This is a genomic window from Streptomyces sp. NPDC051576 (assembly GCF_040681835.1).
Taxonomy (GTDB): Bacteria; Actinomycetota; Actinomycetes; order Streptomycetales; family Streptomycetaceae; genus Streptomyces.
On record NZ_JBFAZO010000009.1, the window covers coordinates 408,228 to 428,699 of the forward strand.

Consider the following 20,472-nt stretch of genomic DNA (forward strand, 5'->3'; position numbering starts at 1 on the left):
TTCGAGCCAGCCCGAACTCCCGCTCCCCATACGGAGAATGACGATGACGCTTGCCCGCACCGCCCGGATCACCGCCGCGATCGGCACCGCCACGCTGGCCGCTGCCGCCGCCTTCGCCGTCCCGGCCTCCGCCGCCGTCCCGATCAAGGCAGGGCACCACGGCTCCCCGGTGTTCGTGCAGACGAACAGCGCGAGCGGGAACGCCGTCGTCGCCTACGACCGTCACGCCGACGGCACGCTCACCGCCGCGGGCCGCTACCCCACCGGCGGCCTGGGCGGCAGCCTGACCGGCTCGGTGGTGGACCACCTCGCCTCGCAGGGCTCCCTCGCCTACGACAGCGAGCACCACCTGCTCTACGCCGTGAACGCGGGCAGCAACACCGTCACGGTGTTCGCCGTACAGGGCGACCGGCTCAGGCGCACCCAGGAGGTGGCCTCCGGCGGGTCGTTCCCGGTCAGCGTCGCCGTCCACGGCAACACCGTCTACGTGCTCAACGCCCTGGACGGAGGCGCCGTGCAGGGCTTCGTCCGGGTCGGCGACCACCTGGCCGCCGTCTCCTCCTGGCACCGCGGCCTCGGCCTGGACCCGGCGGCCACGCCCCAGTTCACCCACACCCCGGGCCAGATCGCGTTCACCCCCGACGGCAGCCGGCTGGTCGTCACCACCAAGGCCGCGACCAACAGCATCGTCGTGTTCCCCCTCGGCCGCTCCGGTGCTCCGGCCGCCGCGCCGGTGGTGAACAGCCTCCCCGGGACCGTGCCGTTCGGGTTCGTCTTCGACGCGGCAGGCCGTCTCCAGGTCACCGAGGCGGGCACCAACTCCGTGGCGACCTTCACCGTGGCCCGCGACGGCAGGGTCACTCCGGTGGGTTCCCCCGCCGCCACCGGCCAGGCCGCGACCTGCTGGATCGTCAGGGACGGGCGCCACCTGTACGCGTCCAACGCCGGCAGCAACAGCCTGTCGGGCTTCCACACCGACAGCCGGCACGGCCTCACTCCGCTCGGCGACACCACCACCGACGGCGGCACGGTCGACGCCGCTGTCTCCTCGGACGGCCGCTACCTCTACGCGCAGACCGGTGCCAAGGGCATCGTGGACGAGTTCCGGGTGAACCGCGACGGTTCACTGACCGAGATCGGCTCGGTCACGGTGCCCGACGCGGTCGGCGGGGAGGGCATCGTCGCCCTGTAGCCGCTCCCGAGAGCCCCTCCGGCAGTCGTAGCCGGAGGGGCTCTCGGTGCGGAACGGTGCTCTGCTGGTGGCGGCCCGCAACTGCTCGCCGAACACCGGCTCTTACCTCCGGTCACGTCTCCGTGAGACGCCCACCCGCCAATCCCGAGGGCTCGGTACGCTGGCCGCGCCCGCCATCGACGGTGTGCGGTGCGTGTTCCCCGAAGACCTGCCGGGCGTTGTGCGCCCGGGACCCCGGAAGGCCGAGAGCACATGAGCACGGATGAGGGCCCGGGTGCGGGTGCGCCCCGAGGCGAGGGCGCCCGGCTGTCCCGAGGCGAGACGGCCGGCCCGACGGTACGGCGGAGCGGCCGGTCCGGGTCCGGCGGGGTGTCGCCGCTCTTCGACCCGGAGGCCGCGCGTGCCGCGCGTGTCCTCGCCTCGATCCCGGCGAATCAGCGGGACGAACCGGATGCGGCCGCCGATCCCGTCAAGGCTCCTGCCTCATCGTCGTCGTCGCGGGCCGGGAAGCCCGTGCTGGTCGGCGTCGCCCTGTTGCTCGCGCTGGGCATCGGCACCGCCGTGCTGCTCAACGGATCGGGCAACGCGGCGTCGCACAGTCCGTCGGCCTCCGGCGACGACCTCCAGGGCGGAGTTCCGGGCAGCGACGGCGCTGCGCCGAGCGGTACGGCGTCCCCCAGCCCCCTGAGCGACAAGCAGTCCGACGGACACACCGCTTCGACCACGGCCACCCCGAAGGTTTCCGTACCGTCCCCGGCGGCCTCGAAGACAGCGGCGTCCGGTCCCGCCGTCTCCCCGACACCCCACGTGGCCGCGGCGAAATCCTGGACCACCGTGGTGGTGCGGGCCACCAGTGTGCTGACGCCCGGCCGGGCCTGGCACTCCAACCGGACCAGCATGGCCATGACCTCGGACGGCGACCTCGTCATCCGCGACGAGAACAACCACATCCGCTGGTCGGCCGGTACGGCGGGCCGCGGCTACAAGACCGTCTTCCAGGGTGACGGCAACTTCGCCATCTACACGAAAGACGGCGCCACCGCCTGGTCCACCCGCACCGACGGCCACAACGGCGCCACGCTGATCCTCCGGGCGGACGGCGATGTCGCCGTCGTCTACGGCGGCACGACGATCTGGCACAGCGGCACCCAGCACTGACGCTGCCCGGGACGTGCTGTCGACCCGGTATCCGGAGCCCGAGGGGAGTGCGACACCTGGACTCCCCGTGCCTTCCTGAGGACGATGCTCGCAGGGCGGCCGAGGGGGTGAGCCGGGGTGGAGCACGCGGGGGTCACTGCTCGGTCGGGCGCGGCGGGCGTGTTCGTCGGCCGCGCGGACAGCCTCGCACTGCTGGCCGGCGCCCGGGAGGGGGCCCGCGCCGGAGTCCCTCGACGCGTTCTCGTCGAAGGCGCGGCGGGTATCGGCAAGACCGCGCTCGTACGGCACTTCCTGCGCGGTTCCGCGCGGGTGCTGCGTGCCGCGGGGGAGGAGGCCGAGTCCGAGCTGGCCTTCGGTGTACTGGAGCAACTCCTGGGCACGCGGGCCCGTTGGGCGGATGCCTCGGCGGCCGGGGCGGAACTGCTGGAGGCATGGGATGCGGCCCAGGAGACAGCGGAGTCGGGAGAACCGGTCGTCGTCGTGGTGGACGATGCCCAGTGGGCCGACCACCCGTCCCTCCAGGCACTCACCTTCGCCGTACGGCGGCTGCGGGTCGACCGTGTGCTGGTGGTGCTGGTCGTACGGGACATCGACGACGCGCGGCTGCCCGGCGGACTGCGACGGTCCTTCACCGCCGACGACGTCGTGCGAATCCGGCTCGACGGGCTCGACCCGGCCGAACTGCGGGAACTGGGCGGCGAGTTGGGCGTATCCGGGCTGACGGGCCGGGCCGCGGCCCGGTTGCACGCGCACACCGGGGGCAACCCCCTCCACGTACGGGCCCTGTTGGAGCAGGAGAGCCCCGGGTTGCTGGAGGCGCTGGCGCAGGCCGAGGTCGCGCCGCCCGCGCCCAGGTCGTTCACGGCGCTGGTGCTGGCCCGGCTGGCGGAGATCAGCCCACCGGCCGAGGCGCTGGTCTGCGCGGCGGCGGTGCTGGGCACACACTGTGGGCTCGCCGACGCGTGGACGGTGGCGGGCGAGGACCCGCAGAGGACGGCAGCCCATGGCGACGTTCTCTCCGCCCTCGAAGAGGCAGTGCGCGCCGGTCTGTTGGCCGAGGTGCCCGGCGACCCGGTGATCCGCTTTCCGCACCCCCTCATGCATGCCGCCGTCTATCACCGGCTCGGGCCTTCACGCCGGGCCGCGCTGCATCTGCGGGCTGCGGAGGTCGTAGCGGACCAGGCGCAGCGGTTACGGCACCGGGCGCTCGCGGCGGTCGGTCCCGACCCGGGATTGGCCGTCGAACTGGCCACGCTGGGGCGGAAGTTCGCCTCGGACGGCGCCTGGTCCGGCGCCGCGGGTCAACTCGGTGCGGCCGCCCGGCTGAGCACGGACGTCGCGGTCCACGAGCGGTACTTCCTGGAAGCCGTCGAGTGCCGGCTGCTCGCCGGGGATGTGCCGGACGTGGGTGAAATCGCCGAGCGGATACGGCAGTTCGCGCCCGGCGGGTGGAGGAGCTATCTGCTGGGGCGGCTGAGCCTGTTCGACGTGGAGCGGGCCGAGGCGCTGCTCACCGACGCCTGGCACCGTTGCGACCCGGAGGCCGAGCCGCTCCTGGGGGCGCGGATCGCGGGGCAGTTCGCCGCACTGCACGGCAGCATGTCGCACGGCACGGAGATGGCCGAGTGGGCGGATCTGGCGCTGCGCCTCGCACCGGACGACACCGCCACCGACATGATCCGCTACCTGCGCCTGATCGGGCTGGCGATGAGCGGGCGGGCCGCGGAAACTCTGGCGGCGCTCGGACCGCTGCCCGACCCGGCGCTCGCGTCCCCCGCACAACTGGAAGAACTCCTCGGCCGCGGCAACCTGCGCCCGTTCGTCGGCGATCTCACCGGCGCCGTAAGGGACTTGAGCGGGGTGTTCAGCGCCTGCCGCGGCCGTGCGGCCTCCTTCCGGGTGGTCGCGACGACGGCACTCGCCTCCGCCGAGTACCGCACAGGACGCTGGGACGACGCGCTCGTCCACACCGAACTCGCGCTGTCCCTCGCCGCCGACACCGACCAGCCGCACATCGCCCTGCACGGCAGGACGCTGGCCGCCCAACTGTGCGCGGCACGCGGCGCGTTCGCGAAGGCGCAGGCGCACGCGTGCGTGGTCCGCGACTACGCCCGGGGGAGCCATGTCAGCCCGGCGCTGTCGGCCGCGCTCGCCGAGGGCTACCTCGCCCGCGCCCAGGGCGACCCGGAGGGCGTGGTCGTGGCCCTCGATCCGCTGCTCGCGCTCGGCCCGCGCGGCTCCCTCGAAGAGCCCGGGACCGTGCCGTGGGCCGATCTCCTCTCCGACGCCTGGTCCGCCCTCGGCGAGGAGAAGCGCGCCGCCCGGATCCTCGCCCCCTACGAGGTGCTCGCCACCCGGCGCGGGCATCACGAGGCGCTGCTCGTCGCCGCCCGCGCTCGCGGCACGCTGGAGGCGGCGCGCGGCGACACCGAAGCCGCCGAACGCGCCTTCCGCCTGGGCCTGCGCCACGCCACCCACGTCGAGGCGCCCTTCGACCGCGCCCTGCTGCACCTCGCGTACGGCGGCTTCCTGCGGCGCACGGGCAGGCGCACCCTCGCCGGGGAGCAGTTGCAGGGCGCCCGCGACCTCCTCGTACGACTGGACGCGAAGCCCGATCTGGAGCGCTGCGAAAGGGAGTTGGCCGCGTGCGGACTGCGCCCGGCGACGGGGGAGCGGCCGACGCCGGACACGGCCGTGCTCACCCCGCAGGAGCTGGCCGTCGCCCGTCTCGTGGCATCCGGGCTGACCAACCGGCAGGTGGCGCGCGAGCTCGTGATCAGCGTCAAGACCGTCGAGTACCACCTGGGCCGGATCTTCCCGAAGCTGGGCGTGGACTCCCGAACCCGCCTCGCGACCCGACTGGCCGACCTGCCCGAACCCCGCTCCTAGGGATACCCCCGGGTCCGCACCCGGGGTGCCCGGTCGGCCCTCCCCGTAGCGTCGTCAGCGGTCGCACTTCGCGCCCTCGCAGGCAGGGACCGTAGCGAAAGGCCCGTGGCGCAGGAAGCGCGTTCAACCGCAACCGACATCAACTCATCGTCAATCAACCGGGGGATCGACTGTCATGGCCGACAACACCAGCCAAGTGGTCACCGACATACCGCACGCCAAGGTCAAGGCGGTGGCCGAACGCGTCGTGCAGGAGCTGAGGCTCGCCGGCGAGAAGGTCGCCGCGCACCACGCCGAGCCCGCCAAGTACCCGCTGCCCGAGGACAGGAGCGCCGCGGAACACCTGCTGGCCCAGCGTTTCGACCGGCTGAGCGACGCCAAGAAGAAGCAGGCGGCGGACGCGGTCGTCGCCGATCTCAAGAACGCGGCGGGCCGGGCCGCGCGCCTCGGCGACCTCGCCCGGGTCGACCTGCGCTCACCGGCGTCGGTCGAAGCGCAGATCCAACGGATGCCGTTCCCGGACCGGTTGAAGTTCCCGGCCGACGAACTGAAGAAGCTGCCTCTCCTCCTCTCCGAGGAGCCCCAGGCCGGCGCCGGGGCCGCGGCCGCACCGACCGCGCTGCACAAGCTGGAACTGCGCATCCACAGTGTGAAGTGCGTGGCCGAGACGTCGGAGCTGGGTTCCGACGAGATCTCGCTCGCCGGGACCAGTGTGGACGAGAGCGGTGACGCGCTGAAGATCAGTCCGTTCGAGGTCCGCAGCTTCGACGACGGAGACGTCAAGACGTACACGCCGCCGAAGCAGTTCCACTGGTTCAACCTCGACGAAGGGGGCGCCAAGTATCCGAAGTCGTACTTCGTCACGCTGGTGCTCGCGGAGATCGACTTCGGCGGCCTCGCCGACTACGTCGACCAATTGCTGGACATGGTCAGGACGAAGGTCGCCGCCTACCTCGCGGCCGCCGTCGGTGTGGCGATCGGCGCCTCGGGCGGAGTGCTCGGGATCCTCATCGGCATGGCGGTCGGCGCGGCCGTCGGCTGGGCGTTCGACCAACTGAAGGGCGTGGTCGAGGACGACGTGTTCGCGCCGGTGACCCTCAGCACGATCATCCCGTCACTGACCAGCCGCTGGGACGGCAAGCCCGAGTCGGCCGCGAAGTCCGTCGAGTACCGCGGTTTCGGCGGGGACTACCGGGTGACGTACAGCTGGCGCATGTTCAACTGAGCGCTGCGGTGCGGCGGGTGGACCTCGACCGCAGGCACGTCAACACTCGCGGTCGGCCTCGCTGCTCACCACTCGTGGTTCAGGTACGAGCAGGGCAGCGGTCGATCGCCAGGGGACGGCCGAGGCCCAGCCGACCAGGGGCATCGTCTCGTTGTAGTGCGGAGCGAACTGCGCGACGACGATGGTGGGCATGCGGTAGTCCAGGCCGCGGACATGTTCGACGAACGCTTCGGGCAGCGAGACGTGGTGTGCCTCCACGTAGTGCGGGAAGTCCTGACGCCACAGCCAGGTACCGTCGGTCACCAGCGACGAACAGCCCGGGGAGTGGCGGTGGGCGCTGCCGGTGATGGCGTCGGGTCCCGCTTCCATGACGTGGATGAGGATGTGGCCGGCATCCAGGTAGGCCACCAGGTCGGTCTCATCCGGCTCGCCGACCGGTCGGACGGCCTCGCGTATCGATCCGTTCGGCTGGTCGGGGCGGCTGTCCAGTTCGTCGTAGAAACCCAACAGTCCCAGCACCGCGTCCTCCTCGTCGAGCCGTGCCATCCGCCGGCACGCGAAGGTGCGGCCACCGTCGGTCATCGATGCGCGACGAGAAACGATCACGCGGTGGCCGTAGGGGGAGCCTAGACGCTGCCCACCGGTAGCTGCCCGGCAGCCGGACTCGCTCCCCGGCCGGCGCGTCCGCCACCAAGCCCGGCCCGGCCGCCCGCGTGCTCAACCGCGTCCTGAACGCCGGCCACCGCACCCCCTGGGTGGCTGGAGACGAGTTCTCGGTGGCGAGGTCCCGCAGGTCGCGATGCCACGTACTCTGTTGGTCACGGAGCGTGTGAGTGGCGAAGGGGGCCGTATGGATGCGGAGTTGGCCGCGCTGGCCGCGTCGGGGGCCACTACGGTCGTGCAGTTGATGGCTCAGGACGCCTGGACGACCGTGAGGGAGCGGGTGTTGGCGCTCTTCGGGCGTGGGGCGGTGGACGGGACGGAGTCGGTCGGGGCCGCGCTCGACGAGACGCGGATCGTCGTCGCGTCGAGCGGTGGGCGCGAGGACGATCCGCGCCTGGTCGCGCTCACCTCCGAATGGCGGGAGCGGTTGCTCGTGCTGCTGCGACAGGAACCGGCGCTGGCCGAGGAGTTGCGGGAACTGGTGGCGCACGCGACCGATCAGCCGGGGTCCGTGCACAACGTCATCACCGGCGCCAAGGTGCGAGGCCCGGTGATCCAGGCCCACACCATCACCGGTGACCTGCACTTCGGCTGACCTCCACAACGGGCCACGCGGCACACGCTGTTGACGGAACACGGGCACAAGGGGGGGCGGGTCGTGGAGCAGCGGCGATCGGAGCGACCGGCGGCGGACGGTCGGGCAGCGGGGCACCTGGCGAGGTTGTTCCTCGGTCCGACACACGGGGGCAGTCGTGGGGCGTATCTGCCCGGTGGCTTCGACCTCCACCTGCGCGGCCGGGGCGACGACGCCGAACGACTGGTCCATCATCACGAAGCGCAGCACGTCCTGTTGACCGACACCACCGCGTGGGGTGCCGCTCTCGTCCTCACGTCACAGGTGCCTCGATGGGCCGAGTTGTTCAACCAGTTGCTGGAGCTGTGTCGCACCACGCACGAGTCGTTCGCGACGTACATGAGTTGCAGCGTGGCAGCCGCGAGCACCGGTTCGTTCGAGGCGGCGCTCGCCTCGTACCCGGACTACGTGGGATTGCTGGACCGGCTCGACCGCCATCTCGCCGCGATTCCGGGAGAACACCGGCGCTCCCTCGCGGTGACGGCCCTGGCGCGGGTATGTATGCAGACACCGGTGATCGGACAGATGGCCGCGGCCTGGCCGCGGGCGTTGACACCCGGCGAGCTGCGCGAGATCGACGTACCGGACGGGCGCCTTCGCACCCTGTACCGGGACCCGGCCGGGCTGCCCGTCGACGTGGTCGCGGCGGCCGACGAGGCGGTGGTGGCCGAGTTCGGGCCGCAGCCCCTGTCCGCCGACCTGCCCGGTACCGGGGCGGCCGCGCTCGACGACCGCTTCGACGAGGCATGGGCCCGGTGGGAGGACACCGTGTTCGCAGGGCTCGCGGCCCGGCTGACCGAGGCGGGAGCAACGGTGCTCGGCAGTCGCGAACACCTGCCCGCCGCGGCCGAGTTGGTGGCACGGGTCGCCGACACCGTTCCCGGACTGCGGCTGACCGTCGACCTCGATCCGGACCCGCCGGACCGGCACATGGTCGCCCAGGTGCTGCGCCAGGCCCGCCTGTGGCTGACGACGGAGCCGCGGCCCGCGCGTCTGATCACCTTCGGGCAGGACGTCGATCCGGAAGAGGTGGTGCGGGTCGTGGACGCGACCACCCGGGTGGCCGGGCGTCCGAACGTCGTGCTCGGGGCGCGCCTGCCGACCCGGCTGCTGGCCGGTTACGCCTTCCCGGAGAGCGACCGCGCGCGACTAGCCGGTCACGACGGGCCGGTACTCGCGATCCGGACCCTCGCCGACGACGGCACCGACCGCGACACCGACGCCGTCTGGCACGTCCGGCTCGACGATCCGGGGGACGTCGCGGGGCTCACCGCCGCCTGGGACGGCGGCGCGGACGTGACCTGCTGCGTGGCCGCGAGCTGTCTCTCCGACGAGCGGTGGCGCACCCGGTGGCTGCCCGTCCTCCAGGACGCGGCACCCGTGATCTGGCTGATCGACGTCCCCGTGGCGTCCCTGGCCGGTGAGTTCACCGGCGGCCGGACCGTGCACGGCATCTACCTGGATCTCGGGGCCAACCCGACCGGTGCGCGACGGGCGGTGGCCTTCAAGGTGTCCGGTCGGACGGGGGCGTGGCTCGCGGTCGCCGACGACGTCGGCATCCAGTTGCTCACCGGGCAGCTGGCGGACCTGCCGGGCATCGATCTGAGGATGACGGGCGCCGACTGGACGGGCGCGGTGCCCGCCCTCCGGCTGGTCCTGCTCGACCTGCTGCGGACCGAGTCGTACGTCGATCTGCGCGCCCTGGTGGACCACGGGAACTGACGGGATCATGCCGGGAATCTTCCTCAGCTACCGCAACATCGAGCGGTCGTACGCGCCGATGCTCGTCGATCGTGAACTCTCCCGCCGGTTCGGCCCGGAGAACGTGTTCCAGGCCGGTCGGTCCAATCTGCCGGCCGTCCACTTCCCGACCGAGATCGACCGGCGGGTCGACGAGTGCGACCTGCTCATCGCCCTCATCGACCCGCCGTGGGTGGGCGAGGACCTGCCCCTGCTGCGGGAGCCCGGCGACTGGGTCCGGCGGGAGATCGCCCGCGCGCTGGGGCAGGGCAAGCGGGTGCTGCCCGTGCTGCTGGACGGGGCGGAGATGCCCAGGACGGCCGAACTGCCCGCCGACATCGCGCCCCTGACCCGGAACATCGCCCTGCGGATGCGTGCGCGTACCGTCGACACCGATCTGCTGCGGCTGATCGGCGAGGTGGAGCGGCTGGTACCCGAACTCGTCCTGGTGACGCTCATGGACCCGGCCCCGGCCAAGAACGTCGGCGGGCCCGCTCTGCTCCGCGCCGAGCACCAGGTCCTCCCGTTCCGGCACCGCGGCGAACTCGACCTCCTGGCCGAGTGGTGCTCGGCGCCGGCCGGGCCACCGGTCAAGCTGCTCGTGGGTGCCCTGGGCGCGGGCAAGACCCGGCTCGGGCTCCGGCTGGCCGCACAGGTACGCGGGTCGGGCCGGCCCGGCGGGCTGCTGTCGGTGACCGCTCCGGCGGAGTGTCTCGATCGGCTGGGCGAGATCGGCAGCCCCTGCCTGGTCGTCCTCGACGACGCCGAGGCGCGTCCGGCACAGGTCCGCGCGGCGCTGCGCTCGCTCGCCGCCGCGCCCCAAGCCCCGGCCCGGCTGCTGCTGTTGGCGCGCTCCGACGGTGACTGGCTGGACGATCTGCGCGACGACGCCGACGACGCGGTCGCGGACCTCGTGGACAGCATCGTGCCGCTGCCGCTGGCACCGCTGCGGCCGGCCGAGGAGGACTTCGCCACGGCGTGCGGCGCGTTCGCCCGGCGTCTCGGACTGCCCCTCCCGTCCCTCCCTTCCGATCGGCCCGAGACACCCACCCTGCTCGAACTGCAGGCCGCCGCCCTCACCCATGTCCTTTCCCCGCACACGCCGTTGGACCGACCCCTGCGCCGGATTCTGGGGCTGGAGCGGGCGTACTGGCGCACGGCGGGGACAGCGTTCGGGCTGCCGGTGCCGAGCGATCGCGTCCTGGCGGAGGTCATGGCGACGGTGACGTTGTTCGGAGCGGACTCCGAGCCGGAGGCGGACGGCCTGCTGACCTCCCTGCGGGCGTTCCGGGGCGGGCCGGTGCATGCCGTCGACTCCTGCCGCGACCTCCTGCGCACCGTGCTTCCGGGGCCGGCTCCGCTGAACCCGCTGCAACCGGAGCAGTTGGCGCAGGAGTTCGTGGCGGAGTTCCTGGACTCCGACCACCGGCTCGCGGACCTCCTGGACGGTGTCTCCGACAACCAGGCACGGCGGGCCCTGGGGAACCTGGGCCGGTGTCTGGAGCGTCATCCCCGGATCAGTGGTCCCGTCGAGGACTTCCTCGCCGCGGCCCCGGGCCGACTGCTGCCCCTGGCGTTGACGGTGCTGGCCTCCCTACCTCGACCCGAGCTCCTGGTCTCGGCCATGTCCGGCGCCCTGGACCGCACCCCGCAGGACGAACTCCCCGCCGTGGTCGACGCGTTGCCGCTGCGCAGCGACGCCCTGGCCCGGTTCGCCGTGGACGCGACCGAGCGCGCCCTCGGCGCACGAGACGCCGACGCGGGTGACTTCACCACGGCCCGGCTGGCCCGTCGGCTCTCGGTACGGCTCACCTACCTCGGGGAGCGGCCCTCGGACGCCGTGGAAGCGGCCCGTTCGGCCGTAAGAGCCCTCACCGCCCTGACGGTCGGTGAGCCGGCACCCGTGGAGTCCGTGGCCGCGGGCCAAGGCTCGGTCGACGCCGAACTGGCCGAGGCGCACGCCGCGTTGGCGCTGGCGCTAGACCTCGATCCGTCGTCCAGGGACGAGGCTGTCGCGGCCGGTGAGACGGCCGTTGCCCGGTACCGCGCTCTGCCGGACGGGGACCGGCACGGCGCGGCGCTGGCAACAGCCCTGCACAACCAGTCGATCCGGCTCCGCCGGGTCCGCGCGATGCCGGCGGCCTTCGCGGCGGCGACCGATGCCCGCCGGCTCGTCGAGCCCCTGCACACGGAGCGGCCGACGCGATTCCGGTCGCTGTACGCGGACGTCCTGGACAACCTGTCGATCGTCACCCATCTGACGGGCCACCCCGATGAAGCCGAACGGCTCGGTCGCGAAGCCCTCGCCCTGCGCCGCGCGTTGGCCGCCGCCCGACCGGACGCCTACCGATCACAGTTGGCGGGCACGCTGTTCAATCTCGGTCTCCTCCTCACCGAGAACGAGCGAAAAGGGGCGGAGGTGGGACAACTGTGGGACGAGTCGCTCTCGATCTACGATGCTCTGTCCGTTGTTCGGCCCGGTCACTACGACGCGCCGCGTGACCGGGTCCGCGCCCACCTCGACCGTCGGAAGGCGGACCACGATGACTGACCATCTGGCCCGGCTGTGCTTCGAGGGGCTGGGCAGCACCGGCCGCTACACCCCGCACGCCTACACCCTGCGGCTCCAGGGCGTCGAGCAGTCCACCGACCACGTGGTCTACCTGCACGAGGTGCATCACGCGACGCTGAACGACGTCACCGCCTGGGGCAGCGCGTTGCACGTCTACGCACGCCTCCCCGCAGCCGCCGGCCAGGCCTTCGTCCACCTGCTGGACGCCTGCCGCACCACCCATGAATCGCTGGCCACGTTCGCGAGTGTGCGGCTCGCCGCCGCCCGGCACGGCGTGCTGGACAGCGTGCTCGCCGCCTATCCGGACTACGTGGGGCTGTACGACACGGCCACGCGGCTGGTCCAGGAGATCCCGGGGCCCGGTCGCAAGCAACTGGCGGTGAGCGCCCTGGCGCGGCTGTGCATGCAGACCCCGGTCCTCGACACCGTCGACGAGGTCGGTCTCGAAGCGTTCCGCCTTGCCGACGTGCCCGACGCTGACCGTCCCGACAGCCGCTGGAGATGGTTCGTCCGCCGGGGCCCGGCCGCGCTCGCCGCCGCGGCCGAGGCCGCCGACCTCATGCTTGCCGAGCGCTTCGGCCCGGCCGCGTCGGCCACCGACGGGCCCGACGGCGACCTGTACGAGTCGACGGCAAGCGTCCACGACGCCGCGTGGGACGCCTGGGAGGAGGCGGCGTACGAACATCTGCGGTCGCTGATCCACGCGACCGGGGCCCGCACGCTGGACCTCAACGGCCATCGGGAGAGCTCCGAGGCACTGATCAGCTCGGTCGAGGCGGTCCACGGCGACATCGGGCTGCGCGTCCCGATGAGCGACGAACAACGGCAGGACGACGCCGCCGTGGCCAGTTCGGTGCTCCAACAGGTACGGCACGACCTCGCCGGGGGAGACCGGCACCGGGCGCGGCTGCTGGAACGGACGCCGGCCGACCTGGTGGACGTACTCGCGCGGCGGCCCGTGCACGGCGACCGGCCGGCGCTCATCGTGGACGCCCGACCGGTCCGGCGGCTCGCGGATCTCTACCGGTGGCCGGACAACACCCTGCCGGAGCCCTCGGGCGAGCCCCTGGTCGCCGTACGCGCCGTCGCCGACAGGGTCGTCGGACACGCGCTCGTGCCGGAGCCGGACGCGCTGCCCGAACTGGCCGAGCGCTGGGGCGGCCGCGGTCCGCTCGCCGCCTGTGTGAGCGCGAGCTGTCTGGTCGACACCGCTTGGACGCGGCGCTGGCTGGAGCCGCTCGGCGCCCTCGGGCCGCTGTTCGTGCTCGCCGACGTGGAGCCCGACCGGTTCGTCCCGGCCTGGGTCAGGGACGACAGACAGGTCAACGCCCTCACGATCACCGTGGAGGAGACCGGCCGCCGCCGCGCCGCACTCCTGTTCACCGCGGGCACCGCCTGGTGGCTGGTGCTGGCCGAGGACGTCACCGTGGCGCTCATGGTCGAGTACCTGGGCAGACGGCTCGGCCCCCGGCTGAGCAGCGACCTCGCACCGTTCGAGCCGGTTCGTGACGCCGCCACGGCGGTCATCGGTAATCTGCTCGCCACCGAATCGTTCGTGAGCTTCGACGCGCTGGGGAGTGGCCATGTCTGACCCGCTCGACCTGGTCCTCAAGGATGCGGACGTCGACGCGCACCTGCTGCGGCGCGCCGAGCTGGAATCGGTCGGGCGAACCGTCAGCGGCCTCGACCCTGAGGAGTTCATCGACGCCGCCACCCAGGTCTGCGCCCGGTCCTGGGACGACGAACGCACCAGGCCCCCGGGCTACTTCGAGATCCACGGCCGGGACTGGTGGATCGACACGTCCGGGCCCGAGAACCGGCGCGGACTGCTCCACGCGGTGACGGCGGCCGCGCTGGTGGACGCCATCGGGCTTCCCCGCAGCACCGCCTGGGTGGCCCGCGTCCTCGCCGGCGTACTCACCGTCCGGTCGATCAGCGTGAGCGCGTCGACCGGGCTGTGCTTCGTCCTCGAACGGCACGACGCGAGCCCGCTGCCGGACCATCTGGCCCATGACGTCCACCCCGGCGACTACGCCGAGTTCGCCACCGCGGTCGCGACCGCCGCCGAGGTGCTGTCCCTGTCCGTCGGCGGCTCGATCCGGTTCACCGGCCCACCCCGGCCCGCGCCATGACCACCGCGTCGCCGGACGCCGGCGCACCGCCGTACGACGTCTTCATCTGTTACGCCTGGGACGACTCCAAGGAGTTGGCCGACGAGCTTCACCAGGCGCTGACCGAGGTCGGTCTGAACGTCTTCCAGGACGAACCGAGCATGGCCGACTGGGACGAGATGGCCCCCGAGATCCGGGCCGCGCTCCTCTCGTCGCGCACGCTGCTCCCGTTGGTCAGCCCGGGCTTTCCGCGCAGCCCGCACTGTCGGCAGGAAGTGCACCTCGCGCTGGACCGCGCCTTCCGGCTGGGGCGCACGGACCGGGTGATGGCCGTGACGTCAGGGGTGCGGCCGGACGACATCCGGCCCAGCGAGCTCAGCCGGTACCGCATTCCACGCCAGGGCAGGAGCGCTCGGGAGCTGGCCGTCGCCATCGCCGAGCGGGTGCGCGCGCTGCGGGCCGAGGACGACCGCACCTTCGGCGACGCCCGCCTGCCGTCGTCACCCGACTGGTTCCCCGAACATCTGCCCGGCGGTCGGCACTTCCACGGCCGGCACGCCGAACTGTGGGAGATCCACGAGGGGCTGCGGGCCATGGACAAGGCCCGGAACATGGGACATCCCGTGGTGTCGCTGAGCGGTGTGGGCGGGCAGGGCAAGACCGCGCTGTGCGCCCAGTACGCCCGGCTGTTCGCCCTGGACCACCCCGGCGGTGTGTTCCTGGTCCGGCTCTCCGGCAGCGACCGGCGCGTCCGGGCCTCGCCGGACGCGGTGCGCGCCCAGTTCACGCAAGGGCTTCGGGCCATCGGGCGCACGCTCGGGCTGACCGCCGACGAACTGGGCTCGGACCGTCTCCCCGGGGCGCTGCGAACCAGGTTGAAGAAGCGCGCGCAGCCGTATCTGTGGATCGTGGACGACATCCCCTCCGGCTTCGACGCGGAACTGCTCCCCGAGTTGTGCGCGCCGACCGGGAACGGCAGGACGCTGCTGACCACCCGCGGACGGTTCACGAAGGGCGTGTCGGCGGAGATCGTGCTCGGCGGCCTCGATCCGTACGACGGACTGTCCCTGCTGACCGGTCACCGTCCGCCGGCGGCGCCTGCGGAGACGCGGGCCGCGAGGCTCCTGACCGAACTTCTGCACGGTCACCCCCTCGGCCTGACCCTGGCGGCGGGCCTGACGACTCAGGACGATTTCGAGGGGTACGCCGAGCTGTACCGGCAGCTCGCGACGCCGGATCCGGAGGACGACCTGCTGGAACTCGTCCAGTACCTGAGGGCGGAACTCCCCGCCGGCTACGCGCGGCCGTTCGCGGCGACCATGCTGCGCAGTTTCCGGGGGCTCACCGACGCGGGCCGCGACGTGCTGTCCGCCACCGGCGTCCTGGCGGCCGAACCGGTGCCGCTCACGCTGCTCGACGAGATCCTCGCCGGGTCCGGCGCTCCCGGCGGACCGGCGCGCACGGCGGACGGCCTCGCACACGCGGTGCGCCACGGACTGGCCGAACTCACGGAGCCGACGGAATCGACGGATCCGACAGAACTCGCGGACGGCACCGACGGTAAGGACGGCACACCGGACCCCCGTGCCTGCACGGTGCACCCGCTGGTCGCCCGCGCGACCCGCGTGCTGAATCCACCGCCGACACGGCGAAAGCTCCGCGACGCGGCCGTGGTCGCGCTGACGCGGGCCCTCGGCGCCACGCGGCACTCGTTCACCCACCGTGCGGTCGCGCGCGGTCTGCCGCACGTACGAGCGGTGACGGGACTGCTGGCGGGCACGGACCAGTGGAGTATCGGCGCCGACGAGAGGTATCTGCTCGACGAGGCCGGCCGGGCGTACGAACAACTGGGCGACGGAGAGGCCTCGTTGGGGCTCTACGCCCCGCTGGCCGAGGCCTGCGAGGAAGCACCGGAGTGCGACGAGTACACCCGGCTCGTCGTCCGGCTCCATCTCGCCTCGGCCCACTTCCGGTACGGACAGTTCTCGGCAGCGCGCGGTCTCCAGGAGGACGTCGTATCCCGGATGCGGGCCCTGCTCGGGCCGGCGGCACGGGAGACGCTCACCGCTCAGGACAACCTGGCGAACACCCTCGGCGCCCTCGGCGAGCACGAGGCGTCGCGCCTGCTGCACACCGAGGTCTACCGGGCGCTGCGCGACGGGACGGGACTGACGGACCCCGACACACTGCGCGCACTGGGGAACCTGGTCATCGCCGTCGGAAGGTGCGGCGACACCGACGCGACCCGCCGACGGATGCGGCTGACCGCCGTCCGGTACGCCCGTGGGGCCCACGTCCTGTGGCGGCGCGCCGCGAAGGCCAAGGGGCCGACGTCCTGGGAGGCACTGGGCGCGCTCGACATCATGAACACCCTCGGGAAGAACCTTCTGGCGCTGGGGAGGAAGGACGAGGCACGCGACGCCTTCCGCACGGTGTGGGAGGGGCGGCGAGCGGTTCTGGGGGAACACCACCCGGACACCCTCGACGCCTGGGAGAACACGATCATCGCGGAGGAAGGTCTGTCGTGACATCGGAACAGAACGGCGTCGCCAGGAGCGAAAACCCGTATGTGGCCGTCTACGCGCGGCGGCTCGACGTACAGGGCGCCGGGCATCCAGGCACCGTGGCGACACTGCTGAACGTGCTGGGACACGGGCTGTCCCACTCCGCCGGCCAGGACGCGACAGCGGCGAACCGACCGGCGCCGAGCGAACTACCGCCAGGAACCGGCCCGGAGGAGGTCAGGCTGGAGGGGGATCACGTCGACCTGCTGGCGGAGGCGCTCGAACGGGCCGTAGCCCTGCAGGAGGAGGAGACGGCGGCCCATGGGCCCGATCATCCGCGGGCGCTGCTGGCGACCTGTCTGCTCGCGCACGCGCTCGCCGCCGCTGACCAGTTGGACGGACAGCTGGAAGCGGCACAGGTGCTGATCGACGACGCCCATGACGGACTGGTCGAACTCGCGACGTCCCCCGGAGCCGTCGACCCCGACGCCGTGCGGATCGCCGAGGCGCTGCACCGCTGGATCCACGGCCGGATCGAGGACGGTGACGAGGAGTCCGACGCCTGAACCGTCCCCCTTACCGGTCCAGCGTCGCCAGGTCCGCCGCGACCCTGTCGGCCTTCGCGGTCCCGAGCCCTTGGTACAGGGCCAGGGCCCGCGTCCAGTGACCGCGTGCCGTCCCGGTGTCGTGGTGGGCGGCGGCCACGGCACCGAGCCGGTGCAGCGCCCGCGCCTCCTCGTAGGTGCTGCCGCAGTCTCGGGCGACGTCGAGTGCCCGTAGGTACGCCTCCTGAGCCCGGTCGTCCTCGCCCGCCCGGTGCAGGACGAGACCCAAAGTGCTGAGACCCTTGGCCGCCTCCTGGTGGAGGTCCAGAGCGAGGAAGCCCTCCAGCGCCTCCTCGACATGGCGTACGGCGTCGGCGAAGCGGCCCAGCGCCAACTCGTTGAGCGCGATGGCCCGCAAGGTGATGGCGATCTTCCGGGCGGCCGCCTCCTGCCGGTAGAAGTCCAGCGCCCGGTGGTTGTCCCGCAGGGCTTCCGCGTACTTCCCCCGCCCCCGCAGCATGACGGCCCGGTTGGCCAGCATGTCGCTGAGCCCGTGCCGGTCACCCACCTCCTCGTAGAGCCGCAGGGCGCACGCGTAGTGTTCGGCCGCCTCGTCGTGCCGGCCCCTCTCCAGCATCGCTCGTCCGAGGTTGTTGTGGGTGATGGCCTCCGCACCCCGGTCTCCGGAACGCCGGCAGGCGGCCAGGGCGAGTGAGTGCGTCTCGATCCAGTCGTCCCAGCGCTTCGTCAGGAAGAAGTAGCCGCGCAGAACATAGGCCAACTGCCAGCGCCGTCCGTCCAACTCCGGTCGGTCCAGGCGGCACAGGGCCACCAGGTTGCGCCGCTCCTCGTCGAGCCAGCTCAACGCGGAGCCGTAGTCGTCGATCCGGGGTCCCGGTGCGGGCACGCCGTCGAGTGGCATCCGGTACCGATGCCGGTTCAGGACGCGGTCGGCCCGGTCGGCGGTGTGCAGGTAGTAGTCGAACAGACGGCACAGAGAGGCCTGTCGGGCGGTGTCGTCGTCGAGGGCCTCGCCGAGTTCGCGGGCGTAGACGCGCAGCAGGTCATGGATGTCGAAACGGCCGGGGGCGGACTCCGCGATCATCTGGGCCCGCGCCAGCCGCACGAGCAGGGCCACGGCAGTCCGGTGGCCGGTGCCCGCGCCGCGCCCGGTGTCCGGGCTGATGCCCATGAGGGCCGCCGCGGCGTACGCGTCGACGCCGTACCCGGGATGGAGTCCCAGCGCGCGGAAGAGCCCACCGGCCGCGTCTTCCAGCCGGTGATAGGACCAGGAGAAGACCGTCCGCACGGCGGAGCGTGGGTCGTCGCCGGAGTCGAGCACGTCCAGCCGGGTCCGCTCGTCGTCGAGTTCCGCGGCGAGCGCGGTCAGTGGGAGTGCCGGCCGGTCGGCGGCGTGCTCCGCCGCGATCCGCAGGGCCAGGGGAAGGCCCGTGCAGCGGCGCGCCAGCGACGCGGCGGCCTCGCGCTCCCGGGAGACCCGCTCGCCCAGGCTCTTCTCCAGCAACTCGACCGCGTCGTGGGCCGGCAGCCTGCCCACCGAGAGGAGCTTCGCCGCGTACTGCACCGCCAGACCCGTCAGCGGCTGGCGGCTGGTGACCACCACGACCGAGGAGGACGCCCCCGGCAACAGGGGGCGCACCTGCTCCTCGGACGCCGCGTTGTCCAGCACGATCAGCAGCCGGCGACCGCTGACGGCGGTCCGGTAGCGCGCCGCACGGTCCTCGAGCGTCGTGTCGCTCTCGGATCCCGCCTCGTCCAGCGCCCGGAGGAACCCGGCCAACGCCGCCTGGGCCGACACCGGTTGATCAGGACCGTATCCGCGCAGATCGATGTACAGCTGGCCGTCGGGAAATGCGTCGACCACACGGTGGGCCCAGGCGACGACGAGCGCCGTCTTGCCCACGCCCGCGGTGCCCGACACCACGGCCAGGGCGGGCAGCGGGGAAGCGTCCGCCAAGACGGCGTCGAGCCATGCCGACTCCGCCGTCCGGCCGGTGAACCGCCGTGTGCCCATGGGAAGTTGTCGGGGTACCGGAGCGGCGGTGCGCTCCGCATGGATGTGCACGTCGCCGCGGACCACACCCGTCTGTACGACGGTGCCTGCCCGTCCGTCGAGCCGGTTCTCCACACCGGGCGGGTGCGGACCTGCCCTGTCGTCGCGCGCCATTGGTTCCCCCTCCCACGGTGCCGGCGGCTCGGTCCACTCCCGGGGAAGCTCGCTCCAGCGGCTCAGGACGGGCATGGACGGGCCTTCCCAGACATACCCCTCGACGGGGATCGACAGTCCGACGGTCACGTCGGCCGACCTGGGGGTGCCTGCGACACGGGAGGGCTCCAGGGTGAGCCCGATGCCCCTGCCGGTGGTGGTCAGTTCAGGCCGAGGCTGCTCAGGGCGGTGGTCCAGTCGGTGACGATCGCCTTCTGTGCCTGGGCGAGGGTGACCTTGCCGGCACAGACCGCGGTGTGCAGCTTCGTCTCCACCGGGTCCTTCAGGTTGTTGACCCCGCCGCCCTTCTTGTGGCCGGGGTCCGGGGGCTCGACCCACAGGTTGCGCGGGTCGTTGGGGTCGCCGCCGAGTTGCAGGCTGATCTCGTGGTCGTACTCGGCGTCGCCCATGTTCCCGGTGTAGCCGTAGGAGGCGGCGTTGAGCTTCTTCTCCTTGCCCGTGACGTACGTGGAGGGCCGGATGCCGGACGTGTAGCCGCCCTTGCGGCATATCGTCGACTTCAGGTTCGCCTGGGTGACCGCGGGAGAGATCGCTCCCGGGGTGCACTTCGGGTCCTCCAGCGGCTCCCCCTTCTCGTACCGGTAGTGACAGCTGCCCGCCGCGGGCTGCTGCTGCACGGTGTACTTCTTCTGCGGGCCGGCCCCCACCGCGATCGGATGCCCGGCGCCCGCAGCACCCGACGGGGACGGGGCCGACGCGCCGGGGGACGACGGATCCGATGTACCCAGCGGGACGGACGAACAGCCCGCCAGCAGCAGGCAGGTGAGCAGCGCAGGCGAAGCTGCGAGGCGGGTGGAGCGCATGACGTCCCCTCACGGGCAGGCGATAGCTGAGCAGATGCTGCCCTACCAGGAATTCCGCACACCGGGCGGGGTGCACGAGCGGGAGCAGACACCGCTCGGCGGGGCGCGCCACAGGCGCAGGGGGAGCCTGGAAGGCCAACGGCTCGCGACCGGCGGGCGGTGCCGCGAGGCCGGCGAACGGGATGGGC

At 72.5% G+C, this 20,472-nt stretch carries 14 protein-coding genes; 11 read left to right on the forward strand and 3 right to left on the reverse strand.

All coding sequences use genetic code 11. The annotated features are described in order from the left end of the window. Positions 1 to 43 precede the first annotated feature (43 nt). The 4 genes from AB0M63_RS29495 (at position 44) to AB0M63_RS29510 (ending at position 6,464) form a co-directional block, all read left to right on the forward strand. Positions 44 to 1,192: a beta-propeller fold lactonase family protein gene (locus tag AB0M63_RS29495; protein WP_366021568.1), complete on the forward strand. Its 1,149-nt coding sequence runs from the start codon at positions 44 to 46 to the stop codon at positions 1,190 to 1,192. Between the two features lie 252 nt (positions 1,193 to 1,444). Next, positions 1,445 to 2,350: a hypothetical protein gene (locus AB0M63_RS29500; RefSeq protein WP_366021569.1), complete on the forward strand. Its 906-nt coding sequence runs from the start codon at positions 1,445 to 1,447 to the stop codon at positions 2,348 to 2,350. Between the two features lie 117 nt (positions 2,351 to 2,467). Then, positions 2,468 to 5,239 (forward strand): AAA family ATPase, encoded by a 2,772-nt coding sequence (locus tag AB0M63_RS29505; RefSeq protein WP_366021570.1) that lies wholly within the window; start codon positions 2,468 to 2,470, stop codon positions 5,237 to 5,239. Between the two features lie 175 nt (positions 5,240 to 5,414). After that, the gene (locus tag AB0M63_RS29510; protein ID WP_366021571.1) at positions 5,415 to 6,464 is read left to right on the forward strand and encodes a hypothetical protein; all 1,050 of its coding nucleotides are present in this window, start codon (positions 5,415 to 5,417) and stop codon (positions 6,462 to 6,464) included. A gap of 39 nt (positions 6,465 to 6,503) precedes the next feature. On the opposite strand, the gene AB0M63_RS29515 is transcribed toward AB0M63_RS29510, so the two are convergent. Then, positions 6,504 to 7,070 (reverse strand): hypothetical protein, encoded by a 567-nt coding sequence (locus tag AB0M63_RS29515; RefSeq protein WP_366021572.1) that lies wholly within the window; start codon positions 7,068 to 7,070, stop codon positions 6,504 to 6,506. 244 nt (positions 7,071 to 7,314) lie between these two features. Here AB0M63_RS29515 and AB0M63_RS29520 point away from each other — a divergent pair, with 244 nt between their 5' ends. From AB0M63_RS29520 to AB0M63_RS29550, 7 genes are all read left to right on the forward strand, one after another. Further along, on the forward strand, positions 7,315 to 7,722 hold the full coding sequence (locus AB0M63_RS29520; RefSeq protein WP_355920659.1) for a hypothetical protein: 408 nt from the start codon (positions 7,315 to 7,317) through the stop codon (positions 7,720 to 7,722). Positions 7,723 to 7,785: 63 nt separating this feature from the next. Further along, a complete protein-coding gene (locus tag AB0M63_RS29525; RefSeq protein ID WP_366021573.1) occupies positions 7,786 to 9,483 on the forward strand; it encodes a hypothetical protein in 1,698 nt (565 codons plus the stop codon). Between the two features lie 7 nt (positions 9,484 to 9,490). Then, complete coding sequence (locus AB0M63_RS29530; protein WP_366021574.1) at positions 9,491 to 12,052, forward strand: TIR domain-containing protein; 2,562 nt, start codon at positions 9,491 to 9,493, stop codon at positions 12,050 to 12,052. After that, a complete protein-coding gene (locus AB0M63_RS29535) occupies positions 12,045 to 13,664 on the forward strand; it encodes a hypothetical protein (protein WP_366021575.1) in 1,620 nt (539 codons plus the stop codon). Before AB0M63_RS29530 ends, AB0M63_RS29535 begins: the two co-directional genes overlap by 8 nt. After that, positions 13,657 to 14,205: a hypothetical protein gene (locus tag AB0M63_RS29540; RefSeq protein ID WP_366021576.1), complete on the forward strand. Its 549-nt coding sequence runs from the start codon at positions 13,657 to 13,659 to the stop codon at positions 14,203 to 14,205. The genes AB0M63_RS29535 and AB0M63_RS29540 overlap by 8 nt, the downstream gene beginning before the upstream one ends. Continuing rightward, complete coding sequence (locus tag AB0M63_RS29545) at positions 14,202 to 16,712, forward strand: tetratricopeptide repeat protein (RefSeq protein ID WP_366021577.1); 2,511 nt, start codon at positions 14,202 to 14,204, stop codon at positions 16,710 to 16,712. The genes AB0M63_RS29540 and AB0M63_RS29545 overlap by 4 nt, the downstream gene beginning before the upstream one ends. Further along, a complete protein-coding gene (locus AB0M63_RS29550; RefSeq protein ID WP_366021578.1) occupies positions 16,709 to 17,254 on the forward strand; it encodes a hypothetical protein in 546 nt (181 codons plus the stop codon). The genes AB0M63_RS29545 and AB0M63_RS29550 overlap by 4 nt, the downstream gene beginning before the upstream one ends. Positions 17,255 to 17,264: 10 nt before the next feature. Here the strand turns inward: AB0M63_RS29550 and AB0M63_RS29555 are convergent, their stop codons facing one another. Together AB0M63_RS29555 and AB0M63_RS29560 are read right to left on the reverse strand one after the other, a co-directional pair. Beyond that, positions 17,265 to 19,550, reverse strand: a complete 2,286-nt coding sequence (locus tag AB0M63_RS29555) for a tetratricopeptide repeat protein (protein ID WP_366021579.1) — start codon at positions 19,548 to 19,550, stop codon at positions 17,265 to 17,267. A 71-nt stretch (positions 19,551 to 19,621) separates the two neighbouring features. Further along, on the reverse strand, positions 19,622 to 20,284 hold the full coding sequence (locus tag AB0M63_RS29560) for a hypothetical protein (protein WP_366021580.1): 663 nt from the start codon (positions 20,282 to 20,284) through the stop codon (positions 19,622 to 19,624). Between the last annotated feature and the right edge of the window lie 188 nt (positions 20,285 to 20,472).